Origin of the sequence: uncultured Roseobacter sp. (assembly GCF_947488185.1) — a bacterium.
GTDB lineage: Bacteria > Pseudomonadota > Alphaproteobacteria > Rhodobacterales > Rhodobacteraceae > Roseobacter.
This window is the reverse complement of record NZ_CANKYM010000004.1, coordinates 422137-439771: the sequence shown is the minus strand read 5'-3', so window position 1 is coordinate 439771 and position 17635 is coordinate 422137. Positions and strand designations below refer to the sequence as shown.

The following is a 17635-nucleotide window of genomic DNA, read 5'->3' as shown; positions in this document are numbered from 1 at the left end:
CTCGACAGCGCTCTCTAGGCTGATAGGTCTGCGGCATGGCCAATCTTTCCCAAAACCGCGCAGGCCTCGGCATCCTTTTCGTGCTCGCAGGTGTTTTTGCAATTTCTATCAATGACATGCTGATCAAACAGCTGTCAGGGGGCTATCCGCTGCACGAGATCGTCTTTCTGCGCTCAGCCATCGGGCTGATGTTCTCCATGATCATGGTGCAGATGGAAGGCGGCTGGCACATTCTCAAGACCCGCAGGCCGTTTCTGCACCTCATCCGCGGGCTGCTCATCGTGGTTGCGAATATGAGCTACTTCGTCGCCCTCGCCGCCATTCCGCTGGCCGATGCAACGGCGTTGTTCTTTGCGGCCCCTCTGTTCATCACCTTGTTGTCCATTCCCATTCTGGGTGAAAAGGTCGGCCTGTTCCGGATGAGCGCGGTGCTGATCGGCTTTTCAGGCGTGATCATCATGCAGCGCCCCTGGGCGGATGCCGACAGCCTGCAGGCCTCCCGGCTTGTGCTGCTGATGCCGGTCCTTGCTGCCCTGACCTATGCGCTCAACCAGCTGATGACGCGCAAACTTGGTGTGGAAAGCAAGGCCTCCGCGCTCTCGGTCTATATCCAGGCCACCTTTATCGTGGTCTCGGTCGGGTTTTACGTGGTCGCGGGGGACGGGCGTTTTGCCGAAGGGGTCGATAACCCGTCGATGCAGTTCTTGCTGCGCGCCTGGGTCTGGCCGTCCAACGCGGACTGGTGGGTGATGCTGGGCATGGGGGCCAATGCCGCCGTGGTCGGCTATTGCCTCAGCCAGGCCTACCGCATGGCCGATGCCGCCACGGTCGCGCCCTTTGAGTACGTGGGCCTGCCGCTCGCTGTCTTCTGGGGTTGGCTCATATTTGCCGAGCTGCCGGTCTGGGAGGTTTGGGCCGGCATTGCGCTCATCCTCGGTTCCGGTCTCTTCGTTTTCCTGCGCGAGCAGCAAAAGGCCCGCATCGTGGCGCGGGCGCCGGTACGGCGGCGTTGAAAGCAACGCGCGTGGTCCCTTTCAACCCAAAGCGCAAGATTCTGCACCGTGATCGAATGCCCAACTCGATCAGGAGTAGGCATCAGGCTTGTGCATTACGATGTTGAACCCCTCCTCTAAAGAAGGCGCAACAAAGTGTTTGGAAATCTGCCAAAACTGTTCCTCTGTTGCAGCAAACGGATGATCGCCTCGCGCATTGCGTGCGTTCAGTCTTGCAAGGCAAACCTCTTCGGGAACATCAAGCACATGAAGCTTGTGAGCCGCGTTCGTCTGCTCAAGGATACCCCGCATCCAGGCGCGTGTCCCGGTCGTGTTCGCTTGGAAATCCAGAACAACCGAGACCCCAGCATTTAGCAGCGAGACAACGTGAGGGCCTATGACCTTTCGAAGTTTGGAAGCGCAACGCCCATAGTCCGATATTGAAGACAACTCCTCTGAATATAGAGCCTCTAGCCAATCGTCTTCGGCAATAACAATTACTCCGTCTGAGTTGCCCAGCTGAGAAGCCAGTGTGGATTTTCCTGAAGCAATTCTTCCGCACAGCAAGTGCAGGGTCGGCGAGGTTGAGGACATTTGGATAACCCTGATTAGCGCATGGCACGCAATTGCCGTCAGGTGTAACCGGCCCGGTCCGGATTGTCAGGCCAAGACGTCAATCTGACATTTAGGTCACCACCGGCGTGATGAGGTTGATGTCCATTGCATCACCCTGCACGCACCGCCCTGCCACGGTAAGGTGGCTTTCAGGGGCATGAGGGTATTCATGTTGAGTACCCAGTCTTTGCGTCAACGGTGACTTGGCGCGCCAAGCAATCGGCTGAGGTGACCCAAGGCACGTTCCGAACGTTCTGCACAGAACGCTGGAGTGGGGCTTGGCAGGCGACCAATGACGCGCCGAATCTGCTGATCCCCAATCAACAAGTCGAGATAAAGACCAACTGCTTCGCCAGACTGCTCAAAAGCAAGCTGGCCTTCCTCCCTAGCGCGCAGCATCACCCGTTCCAGCAATGGGAAGACCGTTTCCCGACCGGCCTTTGAAAGCGTTGCACCAAGCTCACCACTGCTGTCTGCCGCCGCAGCCCTATTCAAGGCGACAGCCCTGTCGCCAGTGAGCAAGCTGAGCAGTTTCGGACCAAGAGTGCCCAGAATTGAGAGGGCATCATTGTCGGTCTTCAGTTCGGCATCGAGGTGACTTTTCACTTCTTCCGCATTGCGGGTGACAAGCGCCTGAAACAGGCCCTGTTTGTCGCCATACCAATTGTAGAGTGTTTCGTTTGAGGCTCGCGCCTGTTTTGCAATGCCAAGCATTGAGGTGCCCCCATATCCCTTGGCCTCCAAGACTTCATAGGCTGCACTTTCAATCTGTTTTTGACGCAGCGACCGCTTTTCTTCCCGCAATTCATTGCCTCCAACTTATTGACAAAATCCGTAACCTATATTACGGATACATACAACCGTAACTCAAAATACGCTTATTGGAACTGAAATGACACATGCTGATCGCCAAGCTTCTGCTGCCCTTGTCACACTGATTGCATTGCAGGTGACTATGCTGTCTGCGCTCTACGCCGGGGTCAAACCGCACCCGCCTGTGACCACACCGCTTTTCGGAATCGCGCCTTTTCTTGGGGCCTCTATGTCGAGCGCTCTATCGGCCCTGATCATCCATCCGCTGAGGACTGCGACAGGCCGGACCCTGAGTGTTCTGTCTGCTTTGATGGCACTGGTTTCATTCGGGCCGCAAAAGTACTTCGATGCGCAGATTGGTTTGATCTGGCCCGCAGTGCTCCTCGGTCAAATCTCCGTCGTAGTGATCTTCATTCGCGTATTGGGCGCGATCCGCCAGCGTCGTGAGATTGATCTGCCAGCAACCGCAGGCAAAGCCTGATGGAACTCTCACTGCTGACATTCGCCCTGATGGCAATGATTGTCGTCATGACGCCGGGGCCGACCGTTCTTCTGGCGCTATCCAACGGCTCCAAATACGGGCTGTACAGCGCCAGTTACGGGATACTTGGCGCTGCACTCTCCGATGGCATCCTGATCGCGGCTGCGGCTCTTGGACTTGGGGCACTTCTCGCGGCCTCGGTCTTTTGGTTCATGGTCGTCAAATCGATTGGTGTCGCCTACCTCATCTGGATCGGCCTCCAAATGCTGAGATCTTCCGGGACGCTCGGATCGGTGCCGGTTCAATCGACCAATGAAAGTGCGGGTACCCCAGACAGTTCACGAACCATCTTCGCCAAGAGCTTTCTTGTGGCGGCAACAAATCCTAAGGGGTATCTGTTCTTCTCCGCGTTTCTACCACAGTTTCTGACCCCGTCCGGACCCCTCATTCCGCAATACATCACCTTGGCATTCGTCTTTATTGCAGTCGATGTCGCAATGATGTTTGCCTATGCTGGCCTTGGTGCCAAAGCCATGCAGTTTCTAAGCGATCGGGGCGCGCTTTGGCTGGATCGGACATGTGGTGGTTTTCTGGTTTTACTTGGCCTGGCCCTGGCTTTTGTACGGCACCGTGATGTTTGATTTTCCATAGCGCTCGATCAGACCGACGCAACCGCACTAAGTGGAATCCTACACTGCCTTGGGTCCAAACTTCGTGCGTTTCGCTGGCACGCCGAAATGAACCCTGTCATCACTCCGCAGTGGACCTGAGAATGGCTGTATTCGGCAAGAAGCTGCGGGGCGTCACCCCAAGGGTTTTCCGAAACATGTAGCTAAACGCACTCGTCGAGTCATATCCCATGTCAAAGGCGACTGAACTGATTTTCTGCCCTGCAGAAATCTGCGACACGGCGTGCAGAATGCGTATGTGTCTTAGCCACCGGGCGGGGGTCATGCCCGTTTCCGCGATGAACAAACGCTCAATTGTCTTGCGACTTGCGGCGGCATTGATGAGCCAACTGTCGACTGAGTCAACAAGTGCCGGGTTCTCCAGTGCTGTTTGTGCAAAACTGTGAATGCGCTTGTCCGACGGCATTACCACGGACAGCGGCACATCTTTTCCTGCGACGAGTTCGCAGCGAAGCAGACGGTGGAGTGCATCGGTGTGCTCAGAGGTTCGCACAGCGGCTTGTGTTGGCAAAGTCGCGTGCATGAGGGCACTCAAGAGTGGCGTCATCGCCATGATATGACAGTCACTGTTCAGCTCTTTGGCCTCCTCCCGGTTTACATCGACATATAGCATTTCGTTGTTCAATCCGGTCCGCATCCAGTGTTCTGCATCTGGCGGGATCCAGATTGCCATCGCGGGGCTGAGCAACAGAACTCGATGCGCGGTGCCCACATACATTGATCCGCGGGTCGAGGAGATGAGCTGCCCGAAGTCATGAGAATGCCAGTCGGAGTGTTCGCCTGACACGGACTTAACGACTTCGCCCAGAAAGCGCGGTCTGCCCATGGGGATGGCAGAGTTTGAAGATGTGCCGTTGCTTGCGCTCATGATGCTTGACGTTTTCTCGATATCAATTGCCTTAGCGTCGACTGAAAGACATATCGTGCCTTGCTACACAACTCCAGTTACTTGGTTTCAACGCAGGCTTCCCCAATGCAAAGGCGCACATTGCTGACTTGGTTTGCCATTGGGCATCTGGCAAACGATTGGCCCATTGCCTCACTTTGGCTGATCGTGCCGGCGGCTGGCATTGCCATGGATCTTTCGGCAGCAGAGATCGGGCTTCTCTTCACCATCTTCAGTATTGGCGGCGCCTTGGCCTATCTGCCCGCCGGTGTTCTGACAGATCACGTCTCGAACCGAGGTCGATTGTTGATTGCAACTTTTTGGTGGGTTGCAATCGGCTATGTACTGGCGGCCAAGGCGCCGGGGTACTGGAGCTTCGCGCTGCTGCTGGCCTTTGCAGGTATGGGTAACGCGGCCTGGCATCCGATTGCCACCGGTGTTCTAACGCAAGAAAACTCTGGCCAGCGCGCTCAGGCACTCGGGGTGCATGCAATCGGCGGATCGTTGGCTGAGGTTTTGGCGCCCTTGTCCGTCGGTTTCCTGTTGGTTTACGTCGACTGGCGCGATGTGCTGATGATCTCTGTTCTGCCAACGATTCTGATGGGCGTAGGCTTCTCCTGGGTCGCCCGTAGGATTCCCCGTGTCGAGACGCTAGAATTCAACAAACAGGATTTCAAAGATCTCCTGCATGTCTGGCGGCGGGGCAGCGGGTCGCGCATCGCAGCGATGATTTGCTCTTATAATGTGGCCCTGATCGCACTTTTGAGCATGATCCCTTTCTACCTCGCGGATGAACGAGAGCTTGCGCCCGTGGCCGTTGGTTTGACGTTTTCGGCGCTGCTCGTTGTTGGTGCTTTCGCACAGCCCTGGGTGGGCAAACTATCCGATCGCATTGGCCGTCGGGTCGTGTTGGTCGTGGGCAACTGCGCGGCGGCCCTGTCCGCTGCCGTGCTTATTCTTCAGCCCTCTTTTTGGATCATGATCGCCGCGATGACGGCTGCAGTGGCCGCGTTGGATGCCATACGCGCAACCGTCCTCGCAACGGCTGTTGATCACACGGATCATCGCCAGGGGACAACTCTGGGGCTGGCTTTTGTACTGTTGGAGGGAGTCGGCGCTTTGGGCGCAGTACTTGCCGGCGTGGCAGCGGGCTACTCCTGGCCATTGATGTTTGCGTTTGCCGCAGGCTTTTCACTCATCGCAGCGGTGTTGGCGTATGTCACGGTGTTGGATCATGCCTGATCTCTTCAACCACCTTTCGTCACTACGCCTACAGGTAACGCCGTCGGTGCAAAGGTAGACTGGTATGCCCAATTCTGGAAAAGCCCCCGCCACACCTCGTGATCGCCTCGTCGACACAGCGCGCAAACTGTTTCCCGAGGAAGGTGCGCCGCATGTCGGCATCAGCAAATTGACAGATGTGGCGCAGCTCGTGTGCATGACGCCCTACAATAATTTCAGATTGCAGAATGACCTTGTGCTGGCTGTTTTTGAGCAGGAAGCAGAGCTGCGGCGCGCATCGATCTCATCAGTGCAGTCAACCCTTGAAGGGCCTTTTGAGAAGGTGCTCGCCCTTTTCGTTGTTGCCTTGGAACTGGCCGGTCTCAAAGGGTTTCGAGGATGTGCCTTTATCAACCTCGTCGTTGAAGCCGCCGCCCCGAACAGTGCTACCCATGCACTGGCGAAAAAGCATAAGGAATGGATCCTCGACAACCTGCTTGAGCATCTGACACCAGAGGTGTTTGCCGATCCTGACATGCTCGCTCGGCAAATCCTTGTCCTTTTGGACGGGGGAATCGTGGGGGCATGTGTTCAACAGCCTGATGACCCCATCCGTGCCGCACGCGATGCGGCGCGGGTGCTGATGCGCAGTGCTGCAAGATGACAGACACGCGGCGCTGGATCATCGTCTCAGGCTTGTCGCTTGGTGTTTGCGTCAGCAACGGTTTCGCACGGTTTGCCTATGGACTCATTTTGCCCGCAATGCGCGACGACCTGTCCTGGAGCTACGCGGAGGCGGGTTGGATCAACACGGCGAACGCACTTGGCTACATTTTTGGGGCAATCGCAGCCTTTGCCTCTATCCAGAAACTGTCCGCATCCCGAATGTTTTCCGTCGGGCTTTTTGCGACGTCGGCATTCCTGCTGTTCAGCGGACTGACAGAAGACTTCTGGATGCTGACGCTCTGGCGTGTGCTGGCCGGCATTGCGGGCGCGCCTGTCTTTATTGCCGGTGGTGCGTTGGTGGCTGCAATGTTCCCGGATGAACCGGGCAAGAACGCGCTCGCAATTGCGGCCTATTTTGGCGGCGGTGGCTTGGGCATGATCCTGAGTGGCGCCACACTGCCGACTTTGTTTGAATACCACGGCGCAGGTGCCTGGCCCATGTCCTGGATCGCTCTGGGCAGTGCGAGCCTGCTGGCTTGCCCTCTATCAATCTGGGCCGCAATGACCGTGCACCTGCCGACATCTGCAACGGCAGGTGCATCGGCTCTCCCCGCCCGGGAGATGATGGCGTCATTGCTGGGCTATGGTCTCTTCGCAGCCGGATACATTGTGTATCTGACGTTCATTGGTGCCTGGATGAATGCGCTGCCTGCAGGTTTTGTACTGGTCTCTTTTGTCTGGATAACGATTGGGATTGCGATCATCGCATCACCTTTCGTCTGGCGTGGAATACTTGCAAAATTTACCTCCGGTATTCCCTTGGCGCTTGCAACTGGCGTGGTTGCCATCTGAACAGTGTTACCCGTGTTCTGGACCGGACATCTGGGGCTTTTTCTATCCGCTGCGGTGTTTGGATTGGCCGTTTTCATCGGTCCCGGCGCGGTAACAAGCTTTAGCAAAAAGAACCTGCCGCAGCAGATGTGGGCCAAATCGGTCAGCCTGTTCACCCTGGTTTTCGCGGTCGGGCAAACCCTGGGTCCGGTCGGTGCAGGATGGCTGATCGATGCAACCGGAGAGGTAAAGCACAGCTTGCTCGCTGCGGGGGTAATTCTTGCCACCGGTGCTGCTGCGGCAGCGACGCAAAGACCGATTGCCACAAAGAAAAAGCCCCGGCCCTAGGGGGCTGCACTCCTGAATGAAAGTAACGATATGACAATAACAGCCCAGGCCTTTGTTTTTTCCGAATACGGAGGGCCAGAAAACCTCACCCTGCAAGACATACCAGTCCCGGCTCCAGCCGCAGGAGAGGTGCAAATCGCGCATACCGCTATCGGGGTGAATTTCATCGATATCTATCACCGAAAAGGTGTATTCGCGCCAAAACAGCCGCTTCCCAGCCCGTTGGGCATGGAAGGTGTTGGCACGATCAGAGCGATTGGGCCTGACGTGACTGGGTTTAGAACTGGGGACCGGATCGCCTATGCAGGCGGTCCCTTGGGAGGCTACGCCACGCACCGCAACGTGCCGACTGCACGCGCACTCAAAGTTCCAAGTGATCTGAACAGCGAAACTGTGGCAGCGATGCTGTTTAAGGGCCTGACCGCGGAGTATCTTGTTCATCGCTGCGTGACCGTTGGTCCCGGTGAAACTGTTTTGCTCCACGCAGCTGCCGGTGGTGTCGGATCGATCGCCTGCCAATGGTTAAAGGCGAATGGTGTTAAAGTCATCGGGACGGTCAGCACACAGGAGAAGGCCGAAATCGCCTACGCCAACGGCTGTGATGAAGTCATCCTTTATACACAGGATGGTTTTCAGATGCAGGTCGCGGAGATCACCCGGGACAAGGGCGTCTCGGTCGTCTTTGACTCGGTTGGCGCGGATACGTTTACAGAGTCTTTGCGATGCCTGCGACCACGCGGAACACTGGTAAGTTTTGGTGAAAGCTCAGGCCCGGTTCCTCCGCTCAATGTAGCATCTATTGGCGGGTTGGGTTCGCTCTTTGTGACGCGCCCGTCCATTGCCCACTACACCGCTGACCGGAGAGAGCTTGAAAGCGCCGCGCAGCGATTGTTCGCAGCGATAGGCGACGGAAAACTGCACAGGCCAAGAGTGACCAGCTACGCCTTCGAAGATGCGGCTTCAGCACATGCGGATTTAGAGGCGCGCGCGACCACTGGGTCCGTCATCCTCGTTCCATGATCAAAACCCCTGATAGGACATCACAGATATGAATGTTGAACTCTTATGGACCTTCATTGGTTTCGCTCTTGTTGCTTCGATCACGCCGGGGCCAAACAACTTCATGGTGATGGCATCCGCGGGTGCGTTTGGCTGGCGGCGTACTGTCCCGCATGTCATGGGCATCGCCACTGGATTCGCGGCCATGCTTGGAACGGTCGCGCTGGGGTTGGGTGCTGTGCTGATCCAGTTTCCGAGCCTTCTGGTGATTGTGAAAACATGTGGTGCCGTCTGGTTGTTTTGGCTGGCCTGGCAGTTCGCAGCCCCGACGTTTCGCGCACAGACCGATACATCCCCTAGGGCACAAGAGGCAGGTGCACAGCCCATGCGTTTTCATCAGGCTGCACTCTTTCAACTCGTCAATCCCAAGACCTGGACAATCTTGATTGCTGTAACCGCTGCGTATTCTGAGTTGGCGGATGATGTTTTTGCACGCACCGCTATAATGATCGCGGTTTTCATGATTGTTGCTCCACTCAGCAATTCGGCCTGGGTTTTCGCGGGGGAGGCTCTGCGAAAACTGCTTGGTACGGGCGCAAGTGCCCGGTGGTTCAGCCGGATCATGGCACTTCTGATCACAGTAAGCGCGCTGATGATCTTGCTGAGCTAAGGCGCCCCGGCGAAGGGAGCGCCGCGTGGGTATTGGAGGCCAAGGCTCCACGTCCCTGGCGCAACGCCGTGAAAAGGACCAGGGCAACAGAGGTGACAAGTAAAGGTCGAGAGGTGATGGGCGTTATGATCGTTAGTACAAGCCCTTGGGATGCGATCTGGTAGGGTATCCCCGCTATACCCGCCCCGGCGATTGTCATGACTGCGCTCAATCCAACGTGCCGATTACAGTGGTTGCAGTCGCGTAACCTTCCAAGAATGGAAGCCATTAGCAAAAGCGCAGCGAAAGCGCCACTCCTTTGCGCCGGCTCGTTAACCGATCTTGACGACAACCTTGCCGGTGGCCTTTCGAGTGCGCAATAGGTCGAGCGCGGCGTTTGCCTCCTCCAGAGACAGCACGTTGCTGACATGTGGTTTGATCCTGCCCTCTACATACCAGTCAATCAGGACTTTGAAGCTATCGGTCAGCACCTTGGGATTCACGCGGGTGTACCCGCCCCAGTAGAAGCCGATGACGGTCAGGTTCTTGACCAACAGATGGTTGGCCGGGATCTGTGGCACGTCACCGCTGGCAAAGCCCAGGGGAATGAGACGCGCCTCGGCGTTGCAAGCCCGCAGAGCGGCTTTGAACTGATCGCCGCCAATCGGGTCATAGACCACGTCCGCCCCACCCAATGCCTTGATAGCGCTGCGAATATCATCCGTCTCGGAATCAATGAGATGATCCGCGCCTATGGATTTCGCGACCTCCAGCTTGGCCTTGCCGCGCGCCACGGCGATCACCTCTGCGCCCATCAGCTTGCCCAGTTCCACGGCCGTCAAACCGACACCGCCTGAGGCCCCGAGCACGAGCAGGCGCTCGTCCGGTTGCAGATGCGCCTTGTAGTCCAGCGCCACGTGGCTGGTGCCATAAGCGATCAAAAAGGCGGCAGCGTCTTCATCACTCATCTCATCAGGGATCGGCACGCAGATATTGGCGGGGATCGCCGCATAGTCCGCCAGCGCATCGAACCCGCAATAAGCCGCCACGCGCTGACCAACCGCCAGATTCTCGACGCCCTCGCCGACTTCGGTCACGGTGCCGCAGAGCTCCATACCCAGAGTAAATGGCAGCTCAGGCTTTTCCTGATAGGTCCCCTTGATGATCAGCAAATCGCCGAAATTCAGGCCGCAGGTGTGGACCTTGACCTGCACCTGTCCGGGGCCTGCCGCTGGCGTGGGGATATCCTGAAGGCTCAGCGGTTGGCCGAGCTCGGTGACTTGCATCGCGCGCATGGGGAGCGTGTCCTTGTTAGTGCCGTGTTCCACCAGATCAGGCCAGAGCGGGCAGTGATTGACAAGAGGAGATTCTAGCTGACCCGACAACCATTTGACCACACGCCGCGCACGATGGGGGCTTCGCCCAAAACCCGGAACCGGGTGATATCCGCGCGCAGACCGGTTTCGATCCGCCCACGGTCGCGCAAATCGCTGCCCGCCGCGGGGTTCGCCGTTACCGTCGCCAACCCGCGCGCCATGTCGCCCCAGATCTCGCCCAGCTGCACCGCTCCTTTCAGCAAGGCCGCGGGCACGTAGTCCGATGACAGGATGTCCAACAAATTATTCTCCGCCAGTGCTCTAGCGGCAATATTGCCGGAATGTGAGCCACCACGGACCAGGTTCGGCGCTCCCATGACAATCCCGATACCTTCGGTCCGGCAGGCCTCTGCGGCCTCCAGCGTTGTTGGAAACTCGGCAACCCGGACCCCATGACCGGCAGAGGTCGCAACCTGATCCGGCGTCGTGTCATCGTGGCTTGCCAGCGTGGCGCCCAGCCTTTTTGTCGCCGCGACCGTGGCCGTTTCATGCGCATCGCCAAGCCGCGCCCGAAGCTCCGTCAACCGGATCACATGCGCCTCGAATTCCGCGGCGCTCAACCCCCGTTTGCCGCGTACGTAGGCCTCGAACTGCGCCATATTGCGAAACTGACGCTGACCCGGCGTGTGATCCATCAGGGACACGATGCCCACCCGGTCGTCAGGGCCGAACTCCTCCAACTCCTCCGGCAGGGTTTCGGAGCAAACCTCGGCCCGCAGATGCAGGTGGTGACTGATCCGCAGAGCGCCATGACGGCGCATGTTCTCGATCTCGCTTGCCAGATTGCGCGCGTAGCGGGGGAAGCGGCTGGGTGTGTCGTCGACAATCGACCCCACCCTTATGGCATCGAAAACCGTGGTGATCCCGACGCCTGCCAGTTCCGCGTCATGGGCAACGATGGCGGCGTCATGGGGCCAGTCGACCTTGGGGCGCGGCATCATGTGACGTTCGAGGTTGTCGGTGTGCAATTCGATCAGTCCGGGACAGAGATAGTCACCCTCGCAATCGATGGCCCCGGATGGCATCGATGTGCCGCTGTCAATGCTGGTGATCTGGCCATCGGTGATGCAGACCGATCCCGCCACAACTTCGTTGGGCAGCACGACTTTGGCATTGGCGAAGATGGTTTGGGATGTCATGAGCGTGTTAACCTGACCTGAAAAACTGCGGGACGATTGAAGGATATAGACAGATGCGCTTTACCCGATACGGCGTCTATTTCACACCGCGCCCCGGCGCGTTTGCCGATGCGGGGGCGTCGTGGCTGGGGTGGGATCTGGCTGCGGGACGGTCGGTTGGCACCCCGGATGACACGGTTACGGCGCGCCCGCGTAAATACGGGTTTCACGGCACCATCAAGCCGCCGTTCCGGCTGGCCGATGACACAACCGTCGAGGACTTGAAGGCGGCATTGGAAGAACTGTCGCAGAGTCTCACGTCGGTCGCTTTGGAGGGGCTCACGCTCTCGCGGATCGGGTCCTTTGTCGCGCTTACGCCCGTCGGAGACGTGCGTGACCTTGCGGAGCTTGCGGGACATGCCGTACGCGACCTCGACGTCTTTCGGGCGCCACCCACCGAAGGCGAACTGGCGCGGCGCAGGCAATCCAACCTTACGCCGCTGCAGGACGAGAACCTGCGCACTTGGGGCTATCCCTACGTGATGGGGGCTTTCAAGTTTCACATGACACTCTCCGGCCCGCTGCCGCAGGACCTGGTGGGAAAGGTCATGGCGGATGCGAACGCCCATTTCGGCGACCTGCCGCCGCGCCCCTTTGTCATCGACAGCCTGACCTTGGTCGGCGAAGGTGACGGAGAGATGTTCCATGAGATTCATCGCTACACGCTGACCGGGAAATAGAGCGCTTCGATCTCCGCCACTGTGTCATCCAGTGGGCGATCATTGCGGACCTGAGTGATGCTCACGCCTTCCGGCAGCGTAGCCCCTTCGCGGGTAAGACGCCTTTCAATCTCCGCCACAGTCTCGCGGCCCCTGCTGGCCAGACGATCCGCGAGAACTCTGGGATCGGCAACCAGAGAGATCACATGCAGGTGGTCAAACCTCTCATCTGCCTCGACGAGTACGCCGCGCGACAGGTTCACAATCGCATCCCGCCCGGAAGCGAGCACATCGCGCACCGTTGCCGGAATGCCGTAGTTCAAGCCATGCGCCCCCCACGACAGGATGAACGCGCCCGCATTCCGCATCTGGTCAAACTGCCCCGATGAAACCGCGTGAAAATCTTCACCCCCGGCCTCGGCCGGTCGGGTAATGGTGCGTTTGACGCGGTGCAGATCGGGGTGCGCCGCGCAGAGCCCATCCATCACGGAATCCTTGCCCACGCCCGACGGGCCGACAACGGCGATGAGACGCCCCGCCACCTCAGGCGGCCTTTGGCGTAAAGTCAGAAACATCGATGCTGCGATCGCAGACGCGCGCCCGCGCCTCGGCGTCATGAAAAATTCCCAGGATCGCGGCCCCCCGCGCCTTGGCCTCTTCGATCAGTGACAGGACAACCGCGCGGTTGACCGGATCAAGGCTGGCTGTGGGTTCATCAAGCAAAAGCGCAGGGTAATTGTAGGCAAATCCACGGGCGATATTGACCCGCTGCTGCTCGCCCCCCGAAAATGTGGTGGGGCTGAGCGACCAGAGCCGTTCGGGGATATTGAGCAACCCGAGCAGCTGTTCCGCCCGTACCATCGCCGCCTCCCGTTCCACCCGGAGCATCAACAACGGCTCGGCCACCACCTCCAATGTCGGCACCCGTGGCACCACGCGCAGGAACTGGCTGACATATCCCAGCGACTGACGGCGCAGCGCGAGGATGTCGCGCGGGGCGGCAGTGGCCAGATCGACCCCATCCACCACAATCGCGCCCCGATCCGCCAGATAGTTGCCGTAGACCATGCGCATCAGTGTGGATTTGCCCGCGCCCGAATTGCCCGTCAGCGCCACACATTCACCGGGTGAAACCTGCAACGCAGCCCCCTGGAGAACGGGAATGACGGCACTGCCCTGATTGTGCAGAACGAATTGCTTTGAGACGTCTCTGAGTTCGATCATCTTGCCCTCATACCTGCAAAACCGAGCTGACGAGCAGCTGGGTGTAGCCATGTTGCGGATCATCCAGCACCTGATCGGTCAGGCCGCTTTCCACCACATGCCCGTCCTTCATCACCATCAGCCGGTCCGCCAACAACCGTACGACGGCCAGATCATGGGTCACGATCACCGCCGACAGCCCCATTTCGCGGACCAGCCCGCGCAGCAAATCCAGCAGCCGCGCCTGCACGGAGACATCGAGCCCGCCCGTGGGCTCGTCCATAAAGACCAGACGCGGGCCGGTGATCAGGTTGCGCGCGATCTGCAGCCGCTGCTGCATACCGCCGGAAAAGGCCGTGGGGCGATCATCGATACGGTCCTCGGCAATCTCGACCCGGCCCAGCCAGTCCACCGCGCTGTCTCGGATCGCCCCGTAGTGCCGCGCGCCCACGGCCATCAACCGTTCGCCGACATTGCCGCCGGCAGAGACATTCATCCGCAGCCCGTCGCGCGCGTGCTGGTGCACAAAGGCCCAATCGGTCCGCCCCAGCATGCGGCGCTCTGGCTCTGACATTCTGAGGGTATCCCGCAAGCCGCCGTCGCGACCTGCAAAAAATACCTCGCCACGGTCCGGTGTCAGATGCCCGGCCATGCAGTTCAGCAAGGTCGATTTACCCGACCCGCTTTCCCCGACGATCCCCATTACCTCGCCCGGGAACAGATCGAAACTGACCTCTGCGCAGCCGATTCGGGCGCCGTAGAATTTCGACAGCCCCCGGACCGACAGCAACACGTCGGTATCCTGTATCATGTCCTTCATGACGGCACTCCTTCCGCCCCCACATGCCCCTGCGCGCGGCGCGTGGTGCAAAAATCAGTGTCCGAACAGACGAACATCCGGTGGCCCGCATCATCCATGATAACCTCGTCCAGATAACTGTTGTCCGCTCCGCAGAGCGCGCAGGCCCCCGCCGCCTTGCTGGCTTCAAAGGGAAAATCCTCGAAATCCAGGCTCACGACCTTGGTAAAGGGCGGCACCGCGTAGATGCGTTGTTCGCGTCCGGCGCCGAACAGCTGGATCGCCGGGCTGTGCAATTTCGGGTTGTCGAACTTGGGAATGGGCGACGGGTCCATGACATAGCGATCCTGCACCATCACCGGGTAGGCATAGGCCGTGGCAATCGCGCCGTGCTGGCTGATGTCTTCATAAAGCTTGACGTGCATCAGCCCGTATTCCTCAAGGCTGTGCATCTTGCGGGTCTCCACCTCGGACGGTTCCAGAAAGCGCAGCGGTTCCGGGATCGGCACCTGATAGACAAGGATCTGCCCCGCCTCCAGCGGCGTTTCCGGAATGCGGTGCCGCGTCTGGATCACGGTCGCCTCCTGCGTCTCTTCGGTGACCGCCACATCGGCGGTGCGTTCGAAAAACCGCCGGATCGAGACCGCGTTGGTGGTGTCATCCGATCCCTGATCGATGACCTTGAACCTGTCTTCCGGCGTCATCACCGCCGCAGAAACCTGCACGCCGCCGGTGCCCCACCCGTAGGGCATCGGCATTTCGCGGCTGGCAAAAGGCACCTGATATCCGGGCACGGCCAGCCCCTTGAGGATCGCGCGCCGGATCATCCGCTTGGTCTGCTCGTCCAGATAGGCGAAATTGTAGTCGGTCATAGTGCTGCCTCTTTTGGACGCAAAGCTGCGCGCTGATACAAACCAGAGGAGATCATATGGAAGGCGGCATGATCGGCATCATCGTGATCGGCAGTATTTTTGCACTGTTGTTGCTGCGCTCTGCGGTGATTATTTTCTGGCCCGACAGCGGGTTTGCCATCTGGTGCGAAAGCACATTCGATTTCGTCGATGACGGCCCCACAATGTCCGATGGTTCCGACGCAGGTGATGGCGGAGATGGTGGCGACTGAGGTCATTCGGCAGCCTCCTGCAAACCAGTCTGGGCTTCTACGCGCATCTTGCGCACGAGTTCCAGTTCGGCCTGAAAATCGACGTAGTGGGGCAGCTTGATGTGCTCCAGAAAACCCGTCGCCTGTATGTTATCCGCATGATAGAGGACGAATTCCTCGTTCTGCGCCGGGGCACCGACATCGTCTTCACCCAACTCCTTCCACCGCAACGCCCGGTCCACCAGCGCCATGGAAATGGCCTTGCGTTCCGACTGTCCAAAGATCAGGCCATAGCCGCGTGTGAACTGCGGGGGTTCTGTCTTTGAGCCTTTGAACTGGTTTACGGTTTCGCACTCGCTGACCTCGATCTCTCCGATCTCGATGGCGAACCCGAGTTCGGGGATCTCCAATTCGACCGGCACGGTGCCGATGCGCAACTCCCCGACAAAGGCGTGGTTGCGCGCGTATCCCCGCTGGGTCGAATAGGCCATGCCGAGGATGAACCCCTCGTCTCCTCGCGTCAGAGATTGCAACCGCAAGGGCCGGTCGGCAGGCAATTCCAGCGGCGCGCGAGTCAGGTCCGGCGGGGTGTCGTCACGCGCCTCTTCCTCTTCAATCAGCCCTTCGGTGTTGAGAAAATCCATGATGTGAGGCGTGGGCTCAGTGCGCGGGGGTGCTGTTTCGGCCTCTGGCACTTCGCCATCTGCCATCAGTTTGAAATCGAGCAGACGGTGTGTGTAGTCAAACGTTGGCCCCAGCACCTGCCCGCCCGGCGCGTCCTTGAACGTGGCCGACACGCGGCGTGTGCAGGCCATCTGACCTGTCTCGATGGGTCGGGACGATCCAAAGCGCGGCAAGGTGGTGCGATAGGCGCGGATGAGGAAAATCGCCTCAATCAGGTCTCCCTGCGCCTGTTTGATCGCAAGCGCTGAAAGGTCGGGATCAAAGAGCGAGCCCTCGGCCATCACGCGATTAACCGCGAAGCTCAGTTGTTCGCGGATTTGCGCCACGCTCAACTCAGCAACCGACGTATCACCGCGCCGCTTTTCCGCCAGCAGCGCATGCGCGTTGTCAATCGCCCGCTCGCCCCCTTTTACAGCAACATACATCAGCGCACCTGTGTCGATCTGGGCAGCGCCGCAACGCGGTTGCCATGGGTGAGAAACATGTCCACGCCAAGCGGATAGAGCCGCGCATTGGCCTGCGAAAACGCGATATCGGGCACGGTGAGATGTGCCTCGACCTCGATACCGGGGCCTGAGAGACACGCGCCCTGCGCCGCCAGCGCGGGCATTTCGACGATCAGCGTGGCGGCCCGGTCCGGGTATTCCGCCGTGCCGATAGCGTAGTCTTGATGCGGCGCCAATGCCTCCCATGACCCCAGCGCGAACATCGCCTGATCAGCGGCGACAAAAGGCGCCCCGGTATGGAAGGTGATCCACTCCCGCACGTCTTGAGCATCATGCGCCCCCGCTAAGTGGATCGGCGTGTCCGGATCGCAGAGGGTCAACACCAACACGCACGCGGCAGGGGATAGCGGTGCAGGTCCCGCCGCACCGGTCAGCGTCTCGATCGTGCCGGGCATCGCCATGGCGCGCATCGCGGCGCGAAACGCGATGGCCGCGTCCCGTGGCGCTTCGGCAAATCCGCCCTCAAGCATCTGTGCCTGCATCAATCCTCTCCTCGCACCAGTGTGAAGAACTCCACCTTTGTCGCGGCAGCCTTGGCAGCCTTTACCTCTGCCGCGCACTGCGCCTCGCACGCCAGTGGCGTCAGAATAGCGGCTTGCACCTCCGACGCCTGATCGGTCTGCATCAGCGCGTCAATCAAGGCCGCCGTGACCGCCTTGGCCTTATCGCGCCCCTGCACATAGCCATGCCCGACGGTGCCATCCGCCAACTTTGCAGCACAACGGGTCACGGTCATTTCACCCAGATTGAAGGGGGCACCGGTTGCGCCCGTACGCCCCTGCACCATGACCGCCCCCTGTTCGGGTGCGCGCAGAAAACTGTGCTCGGGCGCGTATCCGGCTTCGGACCAAAGTGCTGCGAGGCGGTCTGACGGTGCCTTGGCCAGAAGGCTCATCCAAGTCTTGCGGTCGTTTTCACGGGCTGTGTCGTTCATGCTA

General features: G+C 59.2%; 21 protein-coding genes and 1 pseudogene. 10 read left to right on the top strand and 12 right to left on the bottom strand.

The window, feature by feature from the left end; genetic code table 11:
* Positions 1 to 35 precede the first annotated feature (35 nt).
* On the top strand, positions 36 to 1013 hold the full coding sequence (locus Q1A52_RS17905; protein WP_300018476.1) for a DMT family transporter: 978 nt from the start codon (positions 36 to 38) through the stop codon (positions 1011 to 1013).
* A gap of 69 nt (positions 1014 to 1082) precedes the next feature.
* Here the strand turns inward: Q1A52_RS17905 and Q1A52_RS17900 are convergent, their stop codons facing one another.
* Both Q1A52_RS17900 and Q1A52_RS17895 read right to left on the bottom strand, forming a co-directional pair.
* Positions 1083 to 1586, bottom strand: coding sequence for an ATP-binding protein (locus Q1A52_RS17900; RefSeq protein WP_300018473.1), 504 nt, complete (start codon positions 1584 to 1586; stop codon positions 1083 to 1085).
* Positions 1587 to 1799: 213 nt separating this feature from the next.
* The gene (locus tag Q1A52_RS17895) at positions 1800 to 2411 is read right to left on the bottom strand and encodes a TetR/AcrR family transcriptional regulator (RefSeq protein WP_300018470.1); all 612 of its coding nucleotides are present in this window, start codon (positions 2409 to 2411) and stop codon (positions 1800 to 1802) included.
* Between the two features lie 88 nt (positions 2412 to 2499).
* Between Q1A52_RS17895 and Q1A52_RS17890 the strand changes: the two genes are divergently transcribed.
* Positions 2500 to 2901, top strand: a complete 402-nt coding sequence (locus Q1A52_RS17890) for a hypothetical protein (RefSeq protein WP_300018467.1) — start codon at positions 2500 to 2502, stop codon at positions 2899 to 2901.
* Positions 2901 to 3542: a LysE family translocator gene (locus Q1A52_RS17885; RefSeq protein WP_300018464.1), complete on the top strand. Its 642-nt coding sequence runs from the start codon at positions 2901 to 2903 to the stop codon at positions 3540 to 3542. Before Q1A52_RS17890 ends, Q1A52_RS17885 begins: the two co-directional genes overlap by 1 nt.
* Before the next feature lie 109 nt (positions 3543 to 3651).
* Here the strand turns inward: Q1A52_RS17885 and Q1A52_RS17880 are convergent, their stop codons facing one another.
* A complete protein-coding gene (locus tag Q1A52_RS17880; RefSeq protein WP_300018605.1) occupies positions 3652 to 4416 on the bottom strand; it encodes an AraC family transcriptional regulator in 765 nt (254 codons plus the stop codon).
* 162 nt (positions 4417 to 4578) lie between these two features.
* Between Q1A52_RS17880 and Q1A52_RS17875 the strand changes: the two genes are divergently transcribed.
* The 5 genes and pseudogenes from Q1A52_RS17875 (at position 4579) to Q1A52_RS17855 (ending at position 9211) form a co-directional block, all read left to right on the top strand.
* Entirely contained in the window at positions 4579 to 5718 is a 1140-nt protein-coding gene (locus Q1A52_RS17875) for an MFS transporter (RefSeq protein ID WP_300018462.1), read from the top strand.
* A 64-nt stretch (positions 5719 to 5782) separates the two neighbouring features.
* The gene (locus tag Q1A52_RS17870) at positions 5783 to 6361 is read left to right on the top strand and encodes a hypothetical protein (protein ID WP_300018458.1); all 579 of its coding nucleotides are present in this window, start codon (positions 5783 to 5785) and stop codon (positions 6359 to 6361) included.
* Positions 6358 to 7542 (top strand): annotated as a pseudogene (locus Q1A52_RS17865) (YbfB/YjiJ family MFS transporter). Before Q1A52_RS17870 ends, Q1A52_RS17865 begins: the two are co-directional and overlap by 4 nt.
* A gap of 129 nt (positions 7543 to 7671) precedes the next feature.
* Positions 7672 to 8562 carry a quinone oxidoreductase gene (locus tag Q1A52_RS17860; protein WP_300018455.1) on the top strand — a complete coding sequence of 297 codons (891 nt, stop codon included), beginning with the start codon at positions 7672 to 7674 and terminating at the stop codon, positions 8560 to 8562.
* 28 nt (positions 8563 to 8590) lie between these two features.
* Positions 8591 to 9211: a LysE family translocator gene (locus Q1A52_RS17855; RefSeq protein ID WP_300018452.1), complete on the top strand. Its 621-nt coding sequence runs from the start codon at positions 8591 to 8593 to the stop codon at positions 9209 to 9211.
* A gap of 311 nt (positions 9212 to 9522) precedes the next feature.
* On the opposite strand, the gene Q1A52_RS17850 is transcribed toward Q1A52_RS17855, so the two are convergent.
* The gene (locus tag Q1A52_RS17850; protein ID WP_300018448.1) at positions 9523 to 10485 is read right to left on the bottom strand and encodes an NADPH:quinone oxidoreductase family protein; all 963 of its coding nucleotides are present in this window, start codon (positions 10483 to 10485) and stop codon (positions 9523 to 9525) included.
* Between the two features lie 74 nt (positions 10486 to 10559).
* Positions 10560 to 11705, bottom strand: coding sequence for an alpha-D-ribose 1-methylphosphonate 5-triphosphate diphosphatase (locus Q1A52_RS17845; protein WP_300018445.1), 1146 nt, complete (start codon positions 11703 to 11705; stop codon positions 10560 to 10562).
* Positions 11706 to 11758: 53 nt separating this feature from the next.
* On the opposite strand from Q1A52_RS17845, the gene Q1A52_RS17840 reads away from it, so the two are divergent.
* Complete coding sequence (locus tag Q1A52_RS17840; RefSeq protein WP_300018442.1) at positions 11759 to 12424, top strand: DUF1045 domain-containing protein; 666 nt, start codon at positions 11759 to 11761, stop codon at positions 12422 to 12424.
* Here Q1A52_RS17840 and phnN read toward each other — a convergent pair.
* Genes phnN through Q1A52_RS17820 form a run of 4 tightly spaced genes read right to left on the bottom strand, consistent with a single transcriptional unit; the run spans position 12403 to position 15277 of the window.
* Positions 12403 to 12945, bottom strand: coding sequence for a phosphonate metabolism protein/1,5-bisphosphokinase (PRPP-forming) PhnN (phnN, locus tag Q1A52_RS17835; RefSeq protein ID WP_300018439.1), 543 nt, complete (start codon positions 12943 to 12945; stop codon positions 12403 to 12405). The two genes, Q1A52_RS17840 and phnN, sit on opposite strands and share 22 nt — an antisense overlap.
* 1 nt (position 12946) lies before the next feature.
* Positions 12947 to 13627 (bottom strand): phosphonate C-P lyase system protein PhnL, encoded by a 681-nt coding sequence (gene phnL, locus Q1A52_RS17830; RefSeq protein WP_300018436.1) that lies wholly within the window; start codon positions 13625 to 13627, stop codon positions 12947 to 12949.
* A gap of 7 nt (positions 13628 to 13634) precedes the next feature.
* Complete coding sequence (gene phnK / locus Q1A52_RS17825; RefSeq protein WP_300018602.1) at positions 13635 to 14417, bottom strand: phosphonate C-P lyase system protein PhnK; 783 nt, start codon at positions 14415 to 14417, stop codon at positions 13635 to 13637.
* A gap of 5 nt (positions 14418 to 14422) precedes the next feature.
* The gene (locus Q1A52_RS17820; protein WP_300018433.1) at positions 14423 to 15277 is read right to left on the bottom strand and encodes an alpha-D-ribose 1-methylphosphonate 5-phosphate C-P-lyase PhnJ; all 855 of its coding nucleotides are present in this window, start codon (positions 15275 to 15277) and stop codon (positions 14423 to 14425) included.
* Positions 15278 to 15333: 56 nt separating this feature from the next.
* Between Q1A52_RS17820 and Q1A52_RS17815 the strand changes: the two genes are divergently transcribed.
* Positions 15334 to 15528: a hypothetical protein gene (locus Q1A52_RS17815; protein ID WP_300018429.1), complete on the top strand. Its 195-nt coding sequence runs from the start codon at positions 15334 to 15336 to the stop codon at positions 15526 to 15528.
* Between the two features lie 2 nt (positions 15529 to 15530).
* Here Q1A52_RS17815 and Q1A52_RS17810 read toward each other — a convergent pair whose 3' ends face one another.
* The 3 genes from Q1A52_RS17810 to phnG are packed head-to-tail and all read right to left on the bottom strand — an operon-like array spanning position 15531 to position 17631.
* On the bottom strand, positions 15531 to 16616 hold the full coding sequence (locus Q1A52_RS17810) for a carbon-phosphorus lyase complex subunit PhnI (RefSeq protein ID WP_300018426.1): 1086 nt from the start codon (positions 16614 to 16616) through the stop codon (positions 15531 to 15533).
* Complete coding sequence (phnH, locus tag Q1A52_RS17805; RefSeq protein WP_300018423.1) at positions 16616 to 17179, bottom strand: phosphonate C-P lyase system protein PhnH; 564 nt, start codon at positions 17177 to 17179, stop codon at positions 16616 to 16618. The genes Q1A52_RS17810 and phnH overlap by 1 nt, the downstream gene beginning before the upstream one ends.
* Positions 17179 to 17631: a phosphonate C-P lyase system protein PhnG gene (gene phnG, locus Q1A52_RS17800; RefSeq protein WP_300018420.1), complete on the bottom strand. Its 453-nt coding sequence runs from the start codon at positions 17629 to 17631 to the stop codon at positions 17179 to 17181. The genes phnH and phnG overlap by 1 nt, the downstream gene beginning before the upstream one ends.
* Positions 17632 to 17635 lie beyond the last annotated feature (4 nt).

What these genes read in the sequence shown, in the direction of transcription:
- Q1A52_RS17870 (WP_300018458.1), top strand. Translation starts at nt 5,783, where the DNA reads ATGCCCAATTCTGGAAAAGCCCCCGCCACACCTCGTGATCGCCTCGTC.
- Q1A52_RS17845 (WP_300018445.1), bottom strand. Translation starts at nt 11,705, where the DNA reads ATGACATCCCAAACCATCTTCGCCAATGCCAAAGTCGTGCTGCCCAAC.
- Q1A52_RS17890 (WP_300018467.1), top strand. Translation starts at nt 2,500, where the DNA reads ATGACACATGCTGATCGCCAAGCTTCTGCTGCCCTTGTCACACTGATT.
- Q1A52_RS17900 (WP_300018473.1), bottom strand. Translation starts at nt 1,586, where the DNA reads ATGTCCTCAACCTCGCCGACCCTGCACTTGCTGTGCGGAAGAATTGCT.
- phnH (WP_300018423.1), bottom strand. Translation starts at nt 17,179, where the DNA reads ATGCAGGCACAGATGCTTGAGGGCGGATTTGCCGAAGCGCCACGGGAC.
- Q1A52_RS17880 (WP_300018605.1), bottom strand. Translation starts at nt 4,416, where the DNA reads ATGGGCAGACCGCGCTTTCTGGGCGAAGTCGTTAAGTCCGTGTCAGGC.
- phnK (WP_300018602.1), bottom strand. Translation starts at nt 14,417, where the DNA reads ATGATACAGGATACCGACGTGTTGCTGTCGGTCCGGGGGCTGTCGAAA.
- Q1A52_RS17855 (WP_300018452.1), top strand. Translation starts at nt 8,591, where the DNA reads ATGAATGTTGAACTCTTATGGACCTTCATTGGTTTCGCTCTTGTTGCT.
- phnG (WP_300018420.1), bottom strand. Translation starts at nt 17,631, where the DNA reads ATGAACGACACAGCCCGTGAAAACGACCGCAAGACTTGGATGAGCCTT.
- phnL (WP_300018436.1), bottom strand. Translation starts at nt 13,627, where the DNA reads ATGATCGAACTCAGAGACGTCTCAAAGCAATTCGTTCTGCACAATCAG.
- Q1A52_RS17820 (WP_300018433.1), bottom strand. Translation starts at nt 15,277, where the DNA reads ATGACCGACTACAATTTCGCCTATCTGGACGAGCAGACCAAGCGGATG.
- Q1A52_RS17905 (WP_300018476.1), top strand. Translation starts at nt 36, where the DNA reads ATGGCCAATCTTTCCCAAAACCGCGCAGGCCTCGGCATCCTTTTCGTG.
- Q1A52_RS17810 (WP_300018426.1), bottom strand. Translation starts at nt 16,616, where the DNA reads ATGTATGTTGCTGTAAAAGGGGGCGAGCGGGCGATTGACAACGCGCAT.
- Q1A52_RS17815 (WP_300018429.1), top strand. Translation starts at nt 15,334, where the DNA reads ATGGAAGGCGGCATGATCGGCATCATCGTGATCGGCAGTATTTTTGCA.
- Q1A52_RS17850 (WP_300018448.1), bottom strand. Translation starts at nt 10,485, where the DNA reads ATGCGCGCGATGCAAGTCACCGAGCTCGGCCAACCGCTGAGCCTTCAG.
- Q1A52_RS17840 (WP_300018442.1), top strand. Translation starts at nt 11,759, where the DNA reads ATGCGCTTTACCCGATACGGCGTCTATTTCACACCGCGCCCCGGCGCG.
- Q1A52_RS17885 (WP_300018464.1), top strand. Translation starts at nt 2,901, where the DNA reads ATGGAACTCTCACTGCTGACATTCGCCCTGATGGCAATGATTGTCGTC.